The sequence below is a fragment of the Delftia sp. DS1230 genome, assembly GCF_040112715.1.
Lineage (GTDB): Bacteria > Pseudomonadota > Gammaproteobacteria > Burkholderiales > Burkholderiaceae_C > Comamonas > Comamonas tsuruhatensis.
In genome coordinates this window covers 5,344,374-5,358,978 of sequence record NZ_CP157763.1, presented here as the reverse complement: position 1 = coordinate 5,358,978, position 14,605 = coordinate 5,344,374, and the positions used below count along the sequence as shown (strand labels likewise).

Genomic DNA, 14,605 nt, shown 5'->3' with positions numbered 1-14,605 from the left:
CGCGCCGGCAACAAGTAATAGAAATTCCCAAGAGACAAGCAAGGACCGACCATGCGCGAAGCCGTCATCGTTTCCACTGCCCGCACGCCCCTGACCAAGTCGCACCGCGGCGAGTTCAACGTCACGCCCGCCGCCCAGCTGGCGGCCTTCTCGGTCAAGGCCGCGGTCGAGCGTTCGGGCATCGACCCGGCCATGATCGAGGACCTGATCCTGGGCTGCGGCAACCCCGACGGCTTCCAGGGCCGCAACCTGGGCCGCCAGACCGTGCTGCGCGCCGAGCTGCCCCTGTCCATCGCGGGCACGACCATCACGCGCTTTTGCGCCTCGGGCCTGCAGTCCATCGCCATCGCGGCGGGCCGCATCGTGGCCGAGGGCGTGGACGCCATGCTGGCCGGCGGCATCGAGACCATCTCGGGCATCCGCCCCGGCAACAACCTGCCCACCGACATGGACCCCTGGCTGGTCGAGCACAAGCCCGCGCTGTACATGGCCATGATCGACACGGCCGACATCGTGGCGCGCCGCTACGGCATCAGCCGCGAGGACCAGGACGCCTTCTCGCTGCAAAGCCAGCAGCGCACGGCCGCCGCCCAGGCCGCCGACCTGTTCAAGGACGAAATCATTGCCTGCGCCACGCGCATGGCCGAGAAGAACAAGGACACGGGCGAGATCACCTACCGCGACGTGGTCGCCACCAAGGACAACTGCAACCGCGCCTCCACCACGTTGGAAGGCCTGGCCAAGCTGGAACCCGTCAAGGGCCCGGACCAGTTCATCACGGCCGGCAATGCCTCGCAGCTGTCCGATGGATCGTCGGCATGCGTGCTGATGGAGGCCAAGCAGGCCGAGCGCCTGGGCCTGTCCCCGCTGGGCGCCTTCCGCGGCTTTGCCGTGGCCGGCTGCGAGCCTGACGAAATGGGCATCGGCCCCGTCTTCGCGGTCCCCAAGCTGCTGGCGCGCCACGGCCTCAAGGTCGAGGACATCGACCTGTGGGAACTCAACGAGGCCTTCGCCTCACAGGCCCTGTACTGCCAGCGCAAGCTGGGCATTCCCAACGAGCGCCTGAACGTCAACGGCGGCGCCATCTCCATCGGCCATCCCTTCGGCATGACGGGTGCGCGCCTGGCCGGCCACATCCTGCTGGAAGGCCGGCGCCGCAAGGCCCGGGACGCGTCAGTCAAGTGGGGCGTGGTCACCATGTGCATCGCTGGTGGAATGGGCGCCGCAGGCCTGTTCGAAATTTATTGAATAAGCACCCCCTGAGCGGCTGGCGCCGCTTCCCCCTCTCTCGCTTCGCGGGAGGGGAACGACGCCCTTGCTGCGGGGCGGCCCTTGCTCGGCGTCCCTCGCTTAGGGCACGCCAATTTCAGGGCTGCAAACGGCTTACAACGCCACGGATTACTGGGGAATAGCAATGGATTTGCAATTTACGACTGAAGAACTGGCCTTCCGCGACGAGGTTCGCGGCTTCCTCAAGGACAAGCTGCCCGAGGACCTGTCGCACAAGGTCAAGAACGGCCTGCAGCTGACCAAGCAGGACATGGAGCGCTGGCACGCCATCCTCAACGAGCGCGGCTGGCTGGCCAACCACTGGCCCGAGCAGCACGGCGGCCCGGGCTGGAGCGCGGTGCAGAAATTCATCTTCGAGCATGAATGCGCGCTGGCGGGCACGCCGCGCATCGTGCCCTTCGGGCTGAGCATGCTGGGCCCCGTCCTGATCAAGTACGGCAACGAGGCGCAGAAGGCCCACTGGCTGCCGCGCATCCTCAATGGCGCCGACTGGTGGTGCCAGGGCTATTCGGAGCCGGGTTCGGGCTCGGACCTGGCCTCGGTCAAGACGTCGGCCGTGCGCGATGGAGATCACTACATCGTCAACGGCCAGAAGACCTGGACCACGCTGGGCCAGCACGCCAACATGATCTTCTGCCTGGTGCGCACCAACCGCGAGGCCAAGGCGCAGCAGGGCATCAGCTTCCTGCTGGTGGACATGAACTCGCCCGGCGTGGAAGTGCGCCCCATCATCACGCTGGACGGCGAGCACGAGGTCAACGAAGTCTTCTTCACCGACGTCAAGGTGCCCGTGGAGAACCTGGTCGGCGAAGAGAACAAGGGCTGGACCTACGCCAAGTACCTGCTGACCTACGAGCGCACCAACATCGCGGGCGTGGGCTTCTCGGTGGCCGGCCTGGAAAAGCTCAAGGCCGTCGCCGGCCGCATGCTGCGCAACGGCAAGCCGCTGACGCAGGACCCGCTGTTCGCGGCCCGCCTGGCCAAGGTCGAGATCGACCTGGAGAACATGAAGACCACCAACCTGCGCGTGATCGCCGCCGTGGCCGGCGGCGGCGTGCCGGGCGCCGAAAGCTCCATGCTCAAGATCCGCGGCACCGAGATCCGCCAGGAAATCCTGTCCCTGGTGCGCCGCGCCATGGGCCCCTACGCCGCGCCCTTCATCGAAGAGGCCCTGCAGGCCGGCTACGACCAGCCCGCCATCGGCGACGCGGCTGCCGCCACGGCCGCCGCCGCGTACTTCAACTACCGCAAGCTGTCGATCTTCGGCGGCTCCAACGAAATCCAGAAGAACATCATCTCCAAGATGATCCTCGGCCTCTGATCCGGCAAGGAAAACGGAACATGAACTTCGAACACACCGAAGACCGCCGCATGCTGGCGGACAGCCTCAACCGCTTCGTCTCCGAGCAGTACGCCATCGAGGCGCGCAACCACGTCGCCTATGGCGAGGAAGGCCACAGCCCGCTGCTGTACGGGCAGTTCGCGGACATCGGCGCCATCGGCGCGCTGTTCCCGGAAGACGCTGGCGGCTTCGGCGGCCAGGGCTTCGACATCAGCGTGGTCTTCGAATGCCTGGGCCGCGGCCTGGTGGCCGAGCCGCTGCTGGGCGCCCTGGTCGTGGGCCAGGCCCTGATCGCGGCTGGCAGCGATGCGCAAAAGGAACAGCTGGCAGCCATCATCGGCGGCACGTCCATCGCGGCCCTGGCCCATGACGAGCCCGGCAGCCACTACGAGCTCAACAACGTCGCCACCACGGCCGTGCGCAGCGGCGACGGCTGGGTGCTGAACGGCGCCAAGGGCGTGGTCGCCTTCGGCGAGAAGGCCGACCTGCTGCTGGTCTCGGCCCGCACCTCGGGCAGCCAGTACGACGAGGCCGGCATCAGCCTGTTCCTGGTCCCCGGCACTGCCGCAGGCATCCAAAAGCGCGGCTACAACCGCATCGAGGGCGGCCGCGCGGCCGAGCTGGTGCTGGACAAGGTGCAGGTCGGCGCAGACGCCCTGCTGGGCGAAGAAGGCCAGGGCCTGTCCCTGCTGGAACGTATCAGCGGCTACGCCGTGCTGGCGCTGACCGCCGAGGCCGTGGGCGCCATGGACGTGGCCAAGGACCAGACGCTGGAGTACCTGCGCACGCGCAAGCAGTTCGGCGTGCCCATCGGCAGCTTCCAGGCCCTGCAGCACCGCATGGCCGACCTGCTGCTGGAAGTGGAGCAGGCGCGCTCGGCCGTGATCAACGCGGCCGCCGCCATTGCGGACGAAGACCGCGTGGCGCGCGAGAAGGCCCTGTCGGCCGCCAAGTACAGCATCGGCCGCATCGGCACCCTGGTGGCCGAGGAAAGCATCCAGATGCATGGCGGCATCGGCATGACCTGGGAACTGCCCCTGGCCCACTACGCCAAGCGCCTGGTCATGATCGACCACCAGTTCGGCGACGAGGACCACCACCTGTCGCGTTACATCGCACTCGGCTCGCAACACTGAGCCAAGGAAAGCCGCCATGACCGAAGCGAACCAAGTCCTGCTGACCCGCCGTGAAGGCGCCGTGCTGGTGCTGTCCAACAACAACGTGGCCGCGCGCAATGCGCTGTCGCCCGAGTTCTACGCGGCCGTCTCGGCGGCGCTCAAGAGCGCGGCGACCGACCCCACCGTGGGCGCCGTGGTGCTCACGGGCGAGGGCGGCCACTTCTGCGCGGGCGGCGACCTGCGCCAGCTGGCCAAGCGCCGCGAGCTGCCGGTGCAGGAGCGACGCGCCAAGCTCGAAGGCCTGCATGACCTGATCCGCAGCGTGCGCGACTTTCCCAAGCCCGTGATCGCCGCGGTCGAAGGCGCGGCGGCCGGTGCGGGCCTGTCGCTGGCCCTGGCCTGCGACATGCTGGTGGCGGCGAAGAACGCCGTGTTCTCGGTCGCCTACGTCAAGGTCGGCCTCACGCCCGATGGCGGCGCCACCGCCTTCCTGGCCGAGTTCGTCTCGCGCCAGGTGCTGACCGAGCTGTGCCTGACCGGCGAGCGCATCAGCGGCGAGCGCCTGCATGCCCTGGGCCCCGTCAACCGCCTGTCCGAACCGGGCCAGGCCCAGGCCGAAGCCGTGGCGCTGGCCGCCCAGGTGGCCACCGGCCCCGACCAGGCCATGGCCCTGATCAAGGACCTGTGCCGCCAGGCGCCGCGCAACACGCTGGAAGAGCAGCTGGAGCTGGAGGCGCAGTACATGGTGCGCTCGCAGGAGAGCGAGGAATCGCGCGAAGGCATTGGCGCCTTCCTCGAAAAGCGCGCTGCCGACTTCACCAAGCTGCGCGGCTGAAATGAAGCACCCCCTGAGCGGCTGCGCCGCTTCCCCCTCTCTCGCTACGCGGGAGGGGGACGGCGCCCTCGCTGCGGGGCGGCCCTTGCTAGGCGCCCCGGGTTTGGGCCACGCCAGTTGCAAGGGTTATGAGCCGTATGGACGTTGTTGAATAGAGGAATCTCAAGGAGACAAGATGGCAAGCAAGGAAAAATCGGGCGACATCGACTTCCCGCTGGAGGGTGTGCGCGTGCTCGACCTCTCGCGCGTGTTCGCGGGGCCGCTGTGCGGCATGGTGCTGGCCGACTTCGGCGCCGAAGTGGTCAAGGTCGAGCACCCGGGCCGCGGCGACGACACGCGCGACTGGGGCCTGCGCATCGGCAAGACCGAGACCACCTACTACAACAGCATGAACCGCAACAAGCGGTCCATCACGCTGGACCTGCAGACCCCCGAGGGCGTGAAGATCGTCCACGACCTGCTGCCCCAGTTCGACGTGGTCATCCACAACTTCAAGACCGGCGGCGCCGAGAAGCTGGGCCTGGGCTACGAACAGCTCAAGGCCATCAAGCCCGGCATCATCTACTGCGCCGTGGCCGGCTATGACAGCAGCGGCCCCGAGGCCAAGCGCCCCGGCTACGACCTGGTCATCCAGGGCGAGGCCGGCCTCATGGCGCTCAACGGCGAGGCCGGCACGCCGCCGCTCAAGTTCGGCGTGGCCGTGGTCGATCTCATGACCGGCATGTACGCGGCCCAGGCCATCCTGGCCGCGCTGTTCCGCCGCGAGCGCACGGGCAAGGGCCGCCTCATCGAGATGGCGCTGTACGACAGCGGCATCATGATCACCGGCTACTACGGCCTGGACGCCATGCAGCTGGGCCATGACCCCGAGCGCTACGGCAATGCCCACCCCTCCATCGTTCCCTACGGCATGTACGAGGCGGCCGACGGCCCGCTGATCATCGCCGTGGGCAACAACGCCCAGTTCGACAAGTTCTGCCGCCAGGTGGTGATGCGCCCCGACATCGTCGAGGACGAGCGTTTCTCCACCAACGTCAACCGCGCCAAGAACCGCCTGGAGCTGGGCCCCATGCTCAAGGAGCTGATCCGCTCCTTCCCGCGCGATCTGCTGCTGGAGCGCCTGACGGCCGCCGGCATTCCCTGCGGCCGTGTGGCCGGCCTGCACGAGGCCCTGACCAGCGAGCGCACGCGCCGTGGCGGCCTGCTGCGTGACATGCCCCACCCCGTGGTCGGCACCACGCCCGTGTTCGCGCCGCCCTACCGCCTGGACGGCCAGCGCCTGCCCATACGCCATGCACCGCCCACGCTGGGCGAGGGCACGCGCGAGGTGCTGCACCGGCTGCTGAGCATGAGCGACGAGCAGCTGCAGCAGCTGCAGTCCAAGGGCGTGCTGACCCTGCCCGAGACCCCCGCGCAACAGGGATAAGAGGACCGATCACGCGACTGATTCCACGGGGGCCATTGATGCCCGGCTCCCGACCCGCCAGGTTTGCATGCCGCACCAAGACGGCACCCATAGGCAGCAACACCCAGGAGACAAAGCCATGAGCAACCAAGTCACACGCCGCGACATTCTTCAAGGGCTGGCCGCCATCGGCGGCACCAGCCTGCTGGCCACGGGCGCCACCAGCGCCCTCGCACAGGCCGGCAAGCCGGCAGCGTGGCCCACCAAGCCCATCCGCGTGGTCGTGCCCTTCAACGCGGGCGGCGCCACCGACATCATTGCGCGCACCATCGGCGAGGCCCTGGCCAGGCGCGTGGGCCAGCCCGTGGTCATCGACAACCGCGCGGGCGCGGCCGGCATCCTGGGCACGGACGCCGTGGTCAAGGCGCCCGCCGACGGCCACACCCTGCTGGTCTCGCTCAGCACCTCCATGCTGATCAACCAGTTCCTCTACACCAAGCTGCCCTACAACCCGCAAAAGGACATCGCCCTGGTCACCCAGATCGCGGCGGCGCCCGTCACCCTGGTGGTCCATCCCTCGGTGCCGGCCAACAACATGAAGGAACTGCTGGCCTACGTGAAGGCCAACAAGGGCAAGCTCTCGTACGGCTCCTGGGGCGTGGGCTCGTATGCCCACCTGGCCGGTGCCTACATGAGCAAGACCATGGACGCCGACATGACCCACGCCGCCTACAAGGGCGAGGCGCCCATGATCCAGGAGCTGATCGGCGGCCAGCTGCAGATGTGCTTTTCCAGCGCGCTCAACACCAAGCCCTTCATCGACTCGGGCAAGCTCAAGGCCATCGGCGTCACCGGCAAGGAGCGCATGGAAATCCTGCCCAAGCTGCCCACCATCCATGAACAGGGCGTCACCGACGACGCCTACGCCATCTACGGCTGGGTGGCCTTGGGCGCGCCGGCCGGCGTGCCCAAGGAGATCGTGGACCAGCTCTACGGCCACCTGCGCGAAATCGCCAAGGACCCCAAGGTGCTGGAGCGCACCGTGGGCGCAGGCTTCATGCCGCTGATGAACAGCCCGCAGGCCTTCCGCGAGAACTACCAGCGCGACATGCCCATCTGGAAGGCGCTGGTGGAGGAAGCTGGCGCAAAGCTTGATTGATTTTTCCGGCCCGCGGCAGCGGGCCGCCACCGACGACTGCTGAGACAGCTTTGAGAGGAGACTTCATGTACACGCGCAATCCCGCATCCCCGGCACGCCCCACGCGGCGCAGCGTTCTGGCCCTGGCCGCAGCCCCGCTGCTGGCCGGCCTGGCCGGCGGCGCCCTGGCCGAGACCGGCTGGCCCAGCAAGATGCTGCGGCTGGTCGTTCCCTTCCCGGCGGGCGGCCCCACCGACACGGCATCGCGCATCGTGGGCCAGAAGCTGGGCGAGCGCCTCAAGCAGACCGTGGTGGTGGAAAACCGCCCTGGCGCCTCCGGCTCCATCGCGGCCGTGCAGGTCGCCAAGAGCCCGGCCGACGGCTACACGCTGATGATGCTGGCCACGCCCACGCTGCTGGCGCCGCACCTGTACAAGAAGGCCGGCTACGACACCGTCAAGGACTTCACGCCCGTGGCCACGGTCTATGACCTGCCCATCGTCATCGTGGTCAACCCCACGCTGCTGCCCGACGTCACCGACCTCAAGAGCCTGATCGCCCACGCCAAGGCGCAGAAGGTCGCGCTCAACTACACCAGCTCGGGCGCCGGCAGCTTCGGCCACCTGAGCATGGAGCTGCTCAAGCAGATGGCCGGCTTCGACATGCAGCACGTGCCCTACAAGGGCGGCGTGCCCGCCATCACCGACACCATCGGCGGCCAGGTGCCCATCATGTATGCCGACCTCGTGGCCGCGCTGCCCCACATCCAGGCCGGCAAGCTGCGCGCCATCGCCGTGGGATCGCCCCAGCGCGTGGCCATGCTGCCCGATACCAAGACCATTGCCGAGCAGGGCATCAAGGGCTACGACGCCGTCTCCTGGGGCGGCCTGCTGGCGCCCAAGGGTAGCCCCAAGGCCGTGGTCGACCGCATCGCCAGCGAAGTGCAGCAGATCCTGGCCGACAAGGACATCCAGGACAAGCTGCTCAACGCAGGCGCCATCGCCGCCTACCAGAACCCCGCCCAGCTGGGCCAGCGCATCCAGCAGGACTACACACGCTGGGGCCAGCTGATCCGCGACAAGGGCATTGCAGTGGAGTGACAACGACATGAAGACACGCATCACCGAACTCTTTGGCATCGAGCACCCCATCATCCAGGGCGGCATGCACCATGTGGGCCTGGCCGAGCTGGCCGCCGCCGTCTCCAACGCGGGCGGCCTGGGGCTGATCACGGGCCTGACCCAGCGCACGCCCGAGCTGCTGGCGCGCGAGATCGCGCGCTGCCGCGAGATGACGAACAAGCCCTTCGGCGTCAACCTGACCTTCCTGCCCTCGGTCAACCCGCCCGACTACCCGGGCTACGTCAAGGCCATCATCGAAGGCGGCGTCAAGGTCGTGGAGACGGCGGGCAACAACCCGCAGAAATGGCTGCCCGCGCTCAAGGAAGCCGGCATCAAGGTCATCCACAAGTGCACCTCGGTGCGCCATGCGCTCAAGGCCGAGGCCATCGGCTGCGACGCCATCAGCGTGGACGGCTTCGAATGCGGCGGCCATCCGGGCGAGGACGACATCCCCAATTTCATCCTGCTGCCGCGCGCGGCCGAAGAACTGAAGATCCCCTTCGTCGCCTCGGGCGGCATGGCCGACGGCCGCTCGCTGGTGGCTGCGCTGGCGCTGGGCGCCGAGGGCATCAACATGGGCACGCGCTTCATCGCCACCCAGGAAGCGCCCGTGCACGACAACGTCAAGCAGGCCATCGTCGCGGCCAGCGAGCTGGACACGCGCCTGGTCATGCGCCCGCTGCGCAACACCGAGCGCGTGCTGACCAACCCGGCCACCGAGCGCCTGCTGCAAAAGGAGCGCGAGCTGGGCGCGGCCATCACCTTTGCCGACATCGCGCCCGAGGTGGCCGGCGTCTATCCACGCATCATGCATGACGGCGACATGGACGCAGGCGTCTGGTCCTGTGGCATGGTGGCCGGCCTGATCAACGACGTGCCCACGGTCCAGCAGCTGATCTCCGGCATCATGGACCAGGCCCATGCACTGATCAACGAGCGGTTGGCCGGCCTGGCCCGCTGACCGCCCATCTTCACAGGACTTACGCAAACAGGATGCGACAACGTGCTGCGCCCCATGGCAAGCCGCTTGCCTTGTTCCTTCTTGCGTAGGTCGTACTTCAAAAACCAGGAAAGAGCTTTCTCATGAAAATCCTTGTACCCGTCAAACGTGTCGTGGACTACAACGTGAAGGTCCGCGTGAAGTCGGACGGCACGGGCGTGGACATCGCCAACGTCAAGATGAGCATGAACCCCTTTGACGAAATCGCCGTCGAAGAAGCCGTTCGCCTCAAGGAAAAGGGCGTGGCCACCGAAGTCATCGCCGTCTCCTGCGGCGTGGCCCAGTGCCAGGAAACCCTGCGCACGGCCATGGCCATCGGTGCCGACCGCGGCATCCTGGTGGAGACCACCGAGGAGCTGCAGCCCCTGGCCGTGGCCAAGCTGCTCAAGGCCCTGGTGGACAAGGAGCAGCCCGGCCTGATCATCCTGGGCAAGCAGGCCATCGACGACGATGCCAACCAGACCGGCCAGATGCTGGCGGCCCTGGCCGACCTGCCGCAAGCCACCTTCGCCTCCAAGGTCGAAGTCGCTGGCGACAAGGTGAATGTCACGCGTGAAGTGGACGGCGGCCTGGAAACCCTGGCCCTGAGCCTGCCGGCCGTCATCACCACCGACCTGCGCCTGAACGAGCCGCGCTACGTCACGCTGCCCAACATCATGAAGGCCAAGAAAAAGCAGCTGGACACGGTCAAGCCTGAAGAGCTGGGCGTCGATGTGGCCCCGCGCCTGAAGACGCTCAAGGTGGCCGAGCCCGCCAAGCGCGGCGCTGGCGTGAAGGTGCCCGATGTGGCGACCCTGGTCAGCAAGCTCAGGAACGAAGCCAAGGTCATCTAAAGGAATTCGCAGACATGACATCCCTCGTTATTGCAGAACACGACAACGCTTCCATCAAGAGCGCCACGCTCAACACCGTCACTGCGGCCCTGGCCTGCGGCGGCGACGTGCATGTGCTGGTGGCGGGCGAGAATGCCGGCGCCGCTGCGCAGGCTGCGGCCCAGATCGCCGGCGTTGCCAAGGTCATCCACGCCGATGGCGCCAGCCTGAAGGACGGCCTGGCCGAGAACATCGCAGCGCAAGTGCTGGCAATCGCTTCGAACTACAGCCACATCCTGTTCCCCGCCACCGCCAGCGGCAAGAACGCCGCGCCGCGCGTGGCCGCCAAGCTGGACGTGGCCCAGATCAGCGACATCACCAAGGTGGACAGCGCCGACACGTTCGAGCGCCCCATCTACGCGGGCAACGCCATTGCCACGGTGCAAAGCAGCGACAAGATCAAGGTCATCACCGTGCGCGGCACGGGCTTTGACGCAGCGGCCACCACGGGCGGCAGCGCCCAGGTGGAGCAGCTGGCGGCCGCTGGCGACAGCGGCAAGAGCAGCTTCGTGGGCCGTGAAGTGACCAAGAGCGACCGCCCCGAGCTGACGGCCGCCAAGATCATCGTCTCCGGCGGCCGCGCGCTGGGCAGCAGCGAGAAGTTCCAGGAAGTCATCACGCCCCTGGCTGACAAGCTGGGCGCCGCCATCGGCGCCAGCCGCGCAGCGGTGGACGCAGGCTATGCGCCCAATGACCTGCAGGTCGGCCAGACCGGCAAGATCGTGGCGCCCCAGCTGTACATTGCGGCCGGTATTTCCGGCGCCATCCAGCACTTGGCCGGCATGAAGGACTCCAAGGTGATCGTGGCGATCAACAAGGATCCCGAGGCACCGATCTTCTCGGTGGCCGACTACGGCCTGGAAGCCGACCTGTTCCAGGCCGTGCCCGAGCTGGTGCAGTCGCTGTAAGAATGCAAGGCGCCGCACCGGGAGGCGGCGCCAACGGGCCCGGGTGAAGTATCCGGGCCCTGGCCAGAGCGGCACACAAGGCATGTGCCCCGGCCCCACCTGGTTCAGAGATGCAGGAGACAGACATGCAGATTTCCATTGGCCGCCGCAGCCTTGCGCTTGCGGCTGTTGTCTTTGTGGCCACCACGGGCGCCAGCGCGCCGGCATGGGCCCAGGCCAGCGACTTTCCCACGCGCCCGATCACGCTGATCGTGCCCTTCCCCGCAGGCGGCTCCACCGACCGCCACATGCGCACCCTGGCCGACATCGCGGGCAAGCAGCTGGGCCAGGCCATCATCGTGGAGAACAAGCCCGGCGCGGGCGGCACGCTGGGCCCGGGCAACATGTCCCGCACGGCCAAGCCCGATGGCTACACCATCACCCAGTTCCCCATGTCCATGCTGCGCATGGCGCACATGCAGAAGACGGCCTGGAACCCGGTCACGGACTTCACCTACATCATCGGCGTCTCGGGCTACACCTTCGGCTTCACGGTGCGCTCGGACTCGCCCTACAAGAGCTTCAACGAATACATTGCCGCCGCGCGCAAGAGCCCCGGCAAGATCGAGTACGGCTCCACCGGCATAGGCTCCTCGCCCCACCTGCTGATGGAGGAGCTGGCCGAGAACGCCAAGGTCACGCTCAACCACGTGCCCTTCAAGGGCAACGCCGACCTGCAGCAGGCCCTGCTGGGCGGCCACGTGGCCGCGCAAAGCGATGCCTCGGGCTGGGACACCTATGTGGACGGCGGCCAGATGCGCCTGCTCATGACCTTCGGCGAAAAGCGCACCCAGCGCTGGCCCGACGTGCCCACGGCCAAGGAGCTGGGCTATGGCGTGGTCTCCACCTCGCCCTACGGACTGGCCGGCCCCAAGGGCATGGACCCGGCCGTGGTGCGCAAGCTGCACGACGCCTTCAAGAAAGCCATGGATGACCCGCGCCACATCGAGGTGCTCAAGCAGCTGAACCAGGACGCCTGGTACCGCTCCGGCGCCGACTATGCGCAGTGGGTGCGCGAGGCCTATGCCAAGGACAAGGTCCTGATCGACCGCCTGGGCCTGGCCGCCAAGTAGGCCTGTCCTCCAATGCGCCCGCAGGGCCAGGGGGCTGGCGGGCGCAGTCCGCTTGAGATTCGTGAATTCGTGAAACGGAGTCCCTCATGACTGTCTCCCTGCCTTCGCCCGATGCGCCCTTCACCACGCTGGCCGAGCTGATCCGCAGCCACGCGCGCCAGCAGCCTGCCCATGCGGCCCTGCGCGACGACCAGCAGACGCTGAGCTACGCGCAGCTCGACGCCCTCATGGACCGCGTGGCCGCCGCGCTGCAGCGCGACGGCGTGCAGCCTGGCCAGGCGATTGCCATCTGCGCGTTGAACTCGGTGCGCTATGCCGCGCTGTTCCTGGGCGCCCTGCGCGCGGGCGTGGTGGTTGCGCCGCTGGCGCCGTCCTCCACGGCCGACAGCCTGGCCTCCATGCTGCGCGATGCCCAGGCGCACCACCTGTTCCTCGACAAGGCGGCCCAGGACCTGGTGCCTGCCGACGGCGCCCTGCAATGCATCTCGCTGGACGGCGCCGCGCCCGGCCGTGCCTTTGACGACTGGCTGGCGCCCGAAGGCGCGCAGCCCGCGCCCGTGAGCGTGGAGCCGGCCGCGCCGTTCAACATCATCTATTCCTCGGGCACCACGGGCACCCCCAAGGGCATCGTGCAGTCGCACGGCATGCGCTGGGCCCACATCAACCGGGGCAGCGTCTACGGCTATGGCCCCGAGGGCACGACGCTGCTGGCCACGCCGCTGTACTCCAACACCACGCTGGTGGTGTTCTTCCCCACGCTGGGCAGCGGCGGCTGCGTGGTACTGATGCCCAAATTCGACGCGGCCCGCTACCTGCAGCTGGCCCAGCAGCACCGCGTCACCCACACCATGCTGGTGCCCGTGCAGTACCAGCGCATCATGGCGCTGCCGCAGTTCGGCGAGCATGACCTGTCCAGCTTCCGCGCCAAGTTCTGCACCAGCGCGCCGTTCCGGGCCGAGCTCAAGGCCGACGTGGTGGCGCGCTGGCCCGGCAGCCTGACCGAGTTCTACGGCATGACCGAAGGCGGCGGCACCTGCATCCTCGAAGCCCATCTGCACCCGGACAAGCTGCACACCGTGGGCAGGCCCGCCGAGGGCCATGACATCCGCCTCATCGACGAGGACGGCCGCGAGGTCGCCCCGGGCGAGGATGGCGAGGTCGTGGGCCACTCTGCCAGCATGATGACCGGCTACCACGGCCAGCCCGCCAAGACGCGCGAAGCCGAATGGTTCGACCCCACGGGCAAGCGCTTCATCCGCACGGGCGACGTGGGCCGCTTCGATGCCGATGGATTCCTCACCCTGTTCGACCGCCGCAAGGACATGATCATCAGCGGCGGCTTCAACATCTACCCCAGCGACCTGGAAACCCAGCTGCGCGCCCACCCGGCCGTGGACGACGTGGCCGTGGTCGGCGTGCCGTCCGAGCAATGGGGCGAGACGCCCGTGGCCTACGTGGTGTCGCGCGCGGGGCAGCCGGCCCTGCCCGAGGACATCATGGGCTGGTACAACCAGCGGGCCGGCAAGACCCAGCGCCTGGCGGACCTGCGCTTCATTGCCGAGCTGCCGCGCAGCGCCATCGGCAAGGTGCTCAAGCGCGAGCTGCGCGACCAGTACGCGACGGGGCGCTGAACCGGCGGATGCTTTCTCCAAACGATGTCCACCACGATGTCCACCAAGAGGTACACCCCATGAGCAACGACACCACGATGTCCGAGGTCCGCCGCCAGGTGACGGCCGAGGAATGGCAGACCCGCATCGAGCTGGCCGCCGCCTACCGGCTGGTCGCCCACTTCGGCTGGGACGACCTGATCTTCACCCACATCTCGGCGCGCGTGCCGGGCCAGCCCGACCAGTTCCTGATCAACCCCTACGGCATGCTGTTCGACGAGATCACCGCGTCCAGCCTGGTCAAGGTGGACCACGAGGGCCGGCCGCTGATGGAGACCGAGTACGACGTCAACCCGGCCGGCTTCGTCATCCACAGCGCCATCCACGACGGCCGCCCCGAGGTGCAGTGCGTGCTGCACACGCACACGCGCTATGGCGTGGCCGTCTCGGCGCAGAAGGAGGGGCTGCTGCCCATCTCGCAGCAGTCCATCTTCCCGCTGGCGCGCCTGGCCTACCACGACTACGAAGGCGTGGCCCTGCGCGACGACGAGAAGCCGCGCCTGGTCGATGACCTGGGCGCCAGCAACTTCCTCATCCTGCGCAACCACGGCCTGCTGACCTGCGGCCGCAACGTGGCCGAGGCCGTGCTGGCCATGTACACGCTGGAGTCGGCCTGCCGCATACAGATCCTGGCGCAGTCGGGTGGCGGCGAGCTCACGCGCATCCCGCAGGACATCATTGCCGACGCGGTCAACCAGTCGCGCCAGGTCACCAAGGGCAAGGGCGCAGGCCTGGCCTGGCCCGGCCTGCTGCGCCGTCTGGACCGCATAGACCCTTCTTACAAGGACTGAAGG

13 protein-coding genes are annotated in these 14,605 nt (G+C 67.8%); all 13 read left to right on the top strand.

The genetic code is table 11. The annotated features are described in order from the left end of the window. Positions 1-51: 51 nt before the first annotated feature. The 13 genes from AAN986_RS24135 to AAN986_RS24075 all read left to right on the top strand — a co-directional run bounded on the left by AAN986_RS24135 (position 52) and on the right by AAN986_RS24075 (position 14,602). Positions 52-1,248, top strand: coding sequence for an acetyl-CoA C-acyltransferase (locus AAN986_RS24135; RefSeq protein WP_047217686.1), 1,197 nt, complete (start codon positions 52-54; stop codon positions 1,246-1,248). Between the two features lie 166 nt (positions 1,249-1,414). After that, positions 1,415-2,611 (top strand): acyl-CoA dehydrogenase family protein, encoded by a 1,197-nt coding sequence (locus AAN986_RS24130; protein WP_016451776.1) that lies wholly within the window; start codon positions 1,415-1,417, stop codon positions 2,609-2,611. A 20-nt stretch (positions 2,612-2,631) separates the two neighbouring features. Then, entirely contained in the window at positions 2,632-3,768 is a 1,137-nt protein-coding gene (locus AAN986_RS24125) for an acyl-CoA dehydrogenase family protein (RefSeq protein ID WP_047217685.1), read from the top strand. A 16-nt stretch (positions 3,769-3,784) separates the two neighbouring features. Further along, positions 3,785-4,585, top strand: a complete 801-nt coding sequence (locus tag AAN986_RS24120) for an enoyl-CoA hydratase (RefSeq protein WP_047217684.1) — start codon at positions 3,785-3,787, stop codon at positions 4,583-4,585. Positions 4,586-4,760: 175 nt separating this feature from the next. Further along, a complete protein-coding gene (locus AAN986_RS24115; protein WP_016450302.1) occupies positions 4,761-6,011 on the top strand; it encodes a CoA transferase in 1,251 nt (416 codons plus the stop codon). 118 nt (positions 6,012-6,129) lie between these two features. Beyond that, complete coding sequence (locus tag AAN986_RS24110; RefSeq protein WP_047217683.1) at positions 6,130-7,149, top strand: tripartite tricarboxylate transporter substrate binding protein; 1,020 nt, start codon at positions 6,130-6,132, stop codon at positions 7,147-7,149. A gap of 65 nt (positions 7,150-7,214) precedes the next feature. Continuing rightward, positions 7,215-8,228, top strand: a complete 1,014-nt coding sequence (locus tag AAN986_RS24105) for a tripartite tricarboxylate transporter substrate binding protein (RefSeq protein ID WP_017407911.1) — start codon at positions 7,215-7,217, stop codon at positions 8,226-8,228. 7 nt (positions 8,229-8,235) lie between these two features. Beyond that, a complete protein-coding gene (locus AAN986_RS24100; RefSeq protein ID WP_047217682.1) occupies positions 8,236-9,210 on the top strand; it encodes a nitronate monooxygenase family protein in 975 nt (324 codons plus the stop codon). Between the two features lie 122 nt (positions 9,211-9,332). Further along, positions 9,333-10,082, top strand: a complete 750-nt coding sequence (locus AAN986_RS24095) for an electron transfer flavoprotein subunit beta/FixA family protein (RefSeq protein WP_198129290.1) — start codon at positions 9,333-9,335, stop codon at positions 10,080-10,082. A 14-nt stretch (positions 10,083-10,096) separates the two neighbouring features. Further along, positions 10,097-11,029, top strand: a complete 933-nt coding sequence (locus AAN986_RS24090) for an electron transfer flavoprotein subunit alpha/FixB family protein (RefSeq protein ID WP_349335500.1) — start codon at positions 10,097-10,099, stop codon at positions 11,027-11,029. Positions 11,030-11,154: 125 nt separating this feature from the next. Beyond that, positions 11,155-12,141 (top strand): tripartite tricarboxylate transporter substrate binding protein, encoded by a 987-nt coding sequence (locus AAN986_RS24085; RefSeq protein ID WP_016450812.1) that lies wholly within the window; start codon positions 11,155-11,157, stop codon positions 12,139-12,141. Between the two features lie 86 nt (positions 12,142-12,227). Further along, positions 12,228-13,772, top strand: coding sequence for a class I adenylate-forming enzyme family protein (locus AAN986_RS24080; protein WP_047217426.1), 1,545 nt, complete (start codon positions 12,228-12,230; stop codon positions 13,770-13,772). Positions 13,773-13,831: 59 nt separating this feature from the next. Beyond that, a complete protein-coding gene (locus tag AAN986_RS24075; protein WP_012203336.1) occupies positions 13,832-14,602 on the top strand; it encodes a class II aldolase/adducin family protein in 771 nt (256 codons plus the stop codon). Positions 14,603-14,605 lie beyond the last annotated feature (3 nt).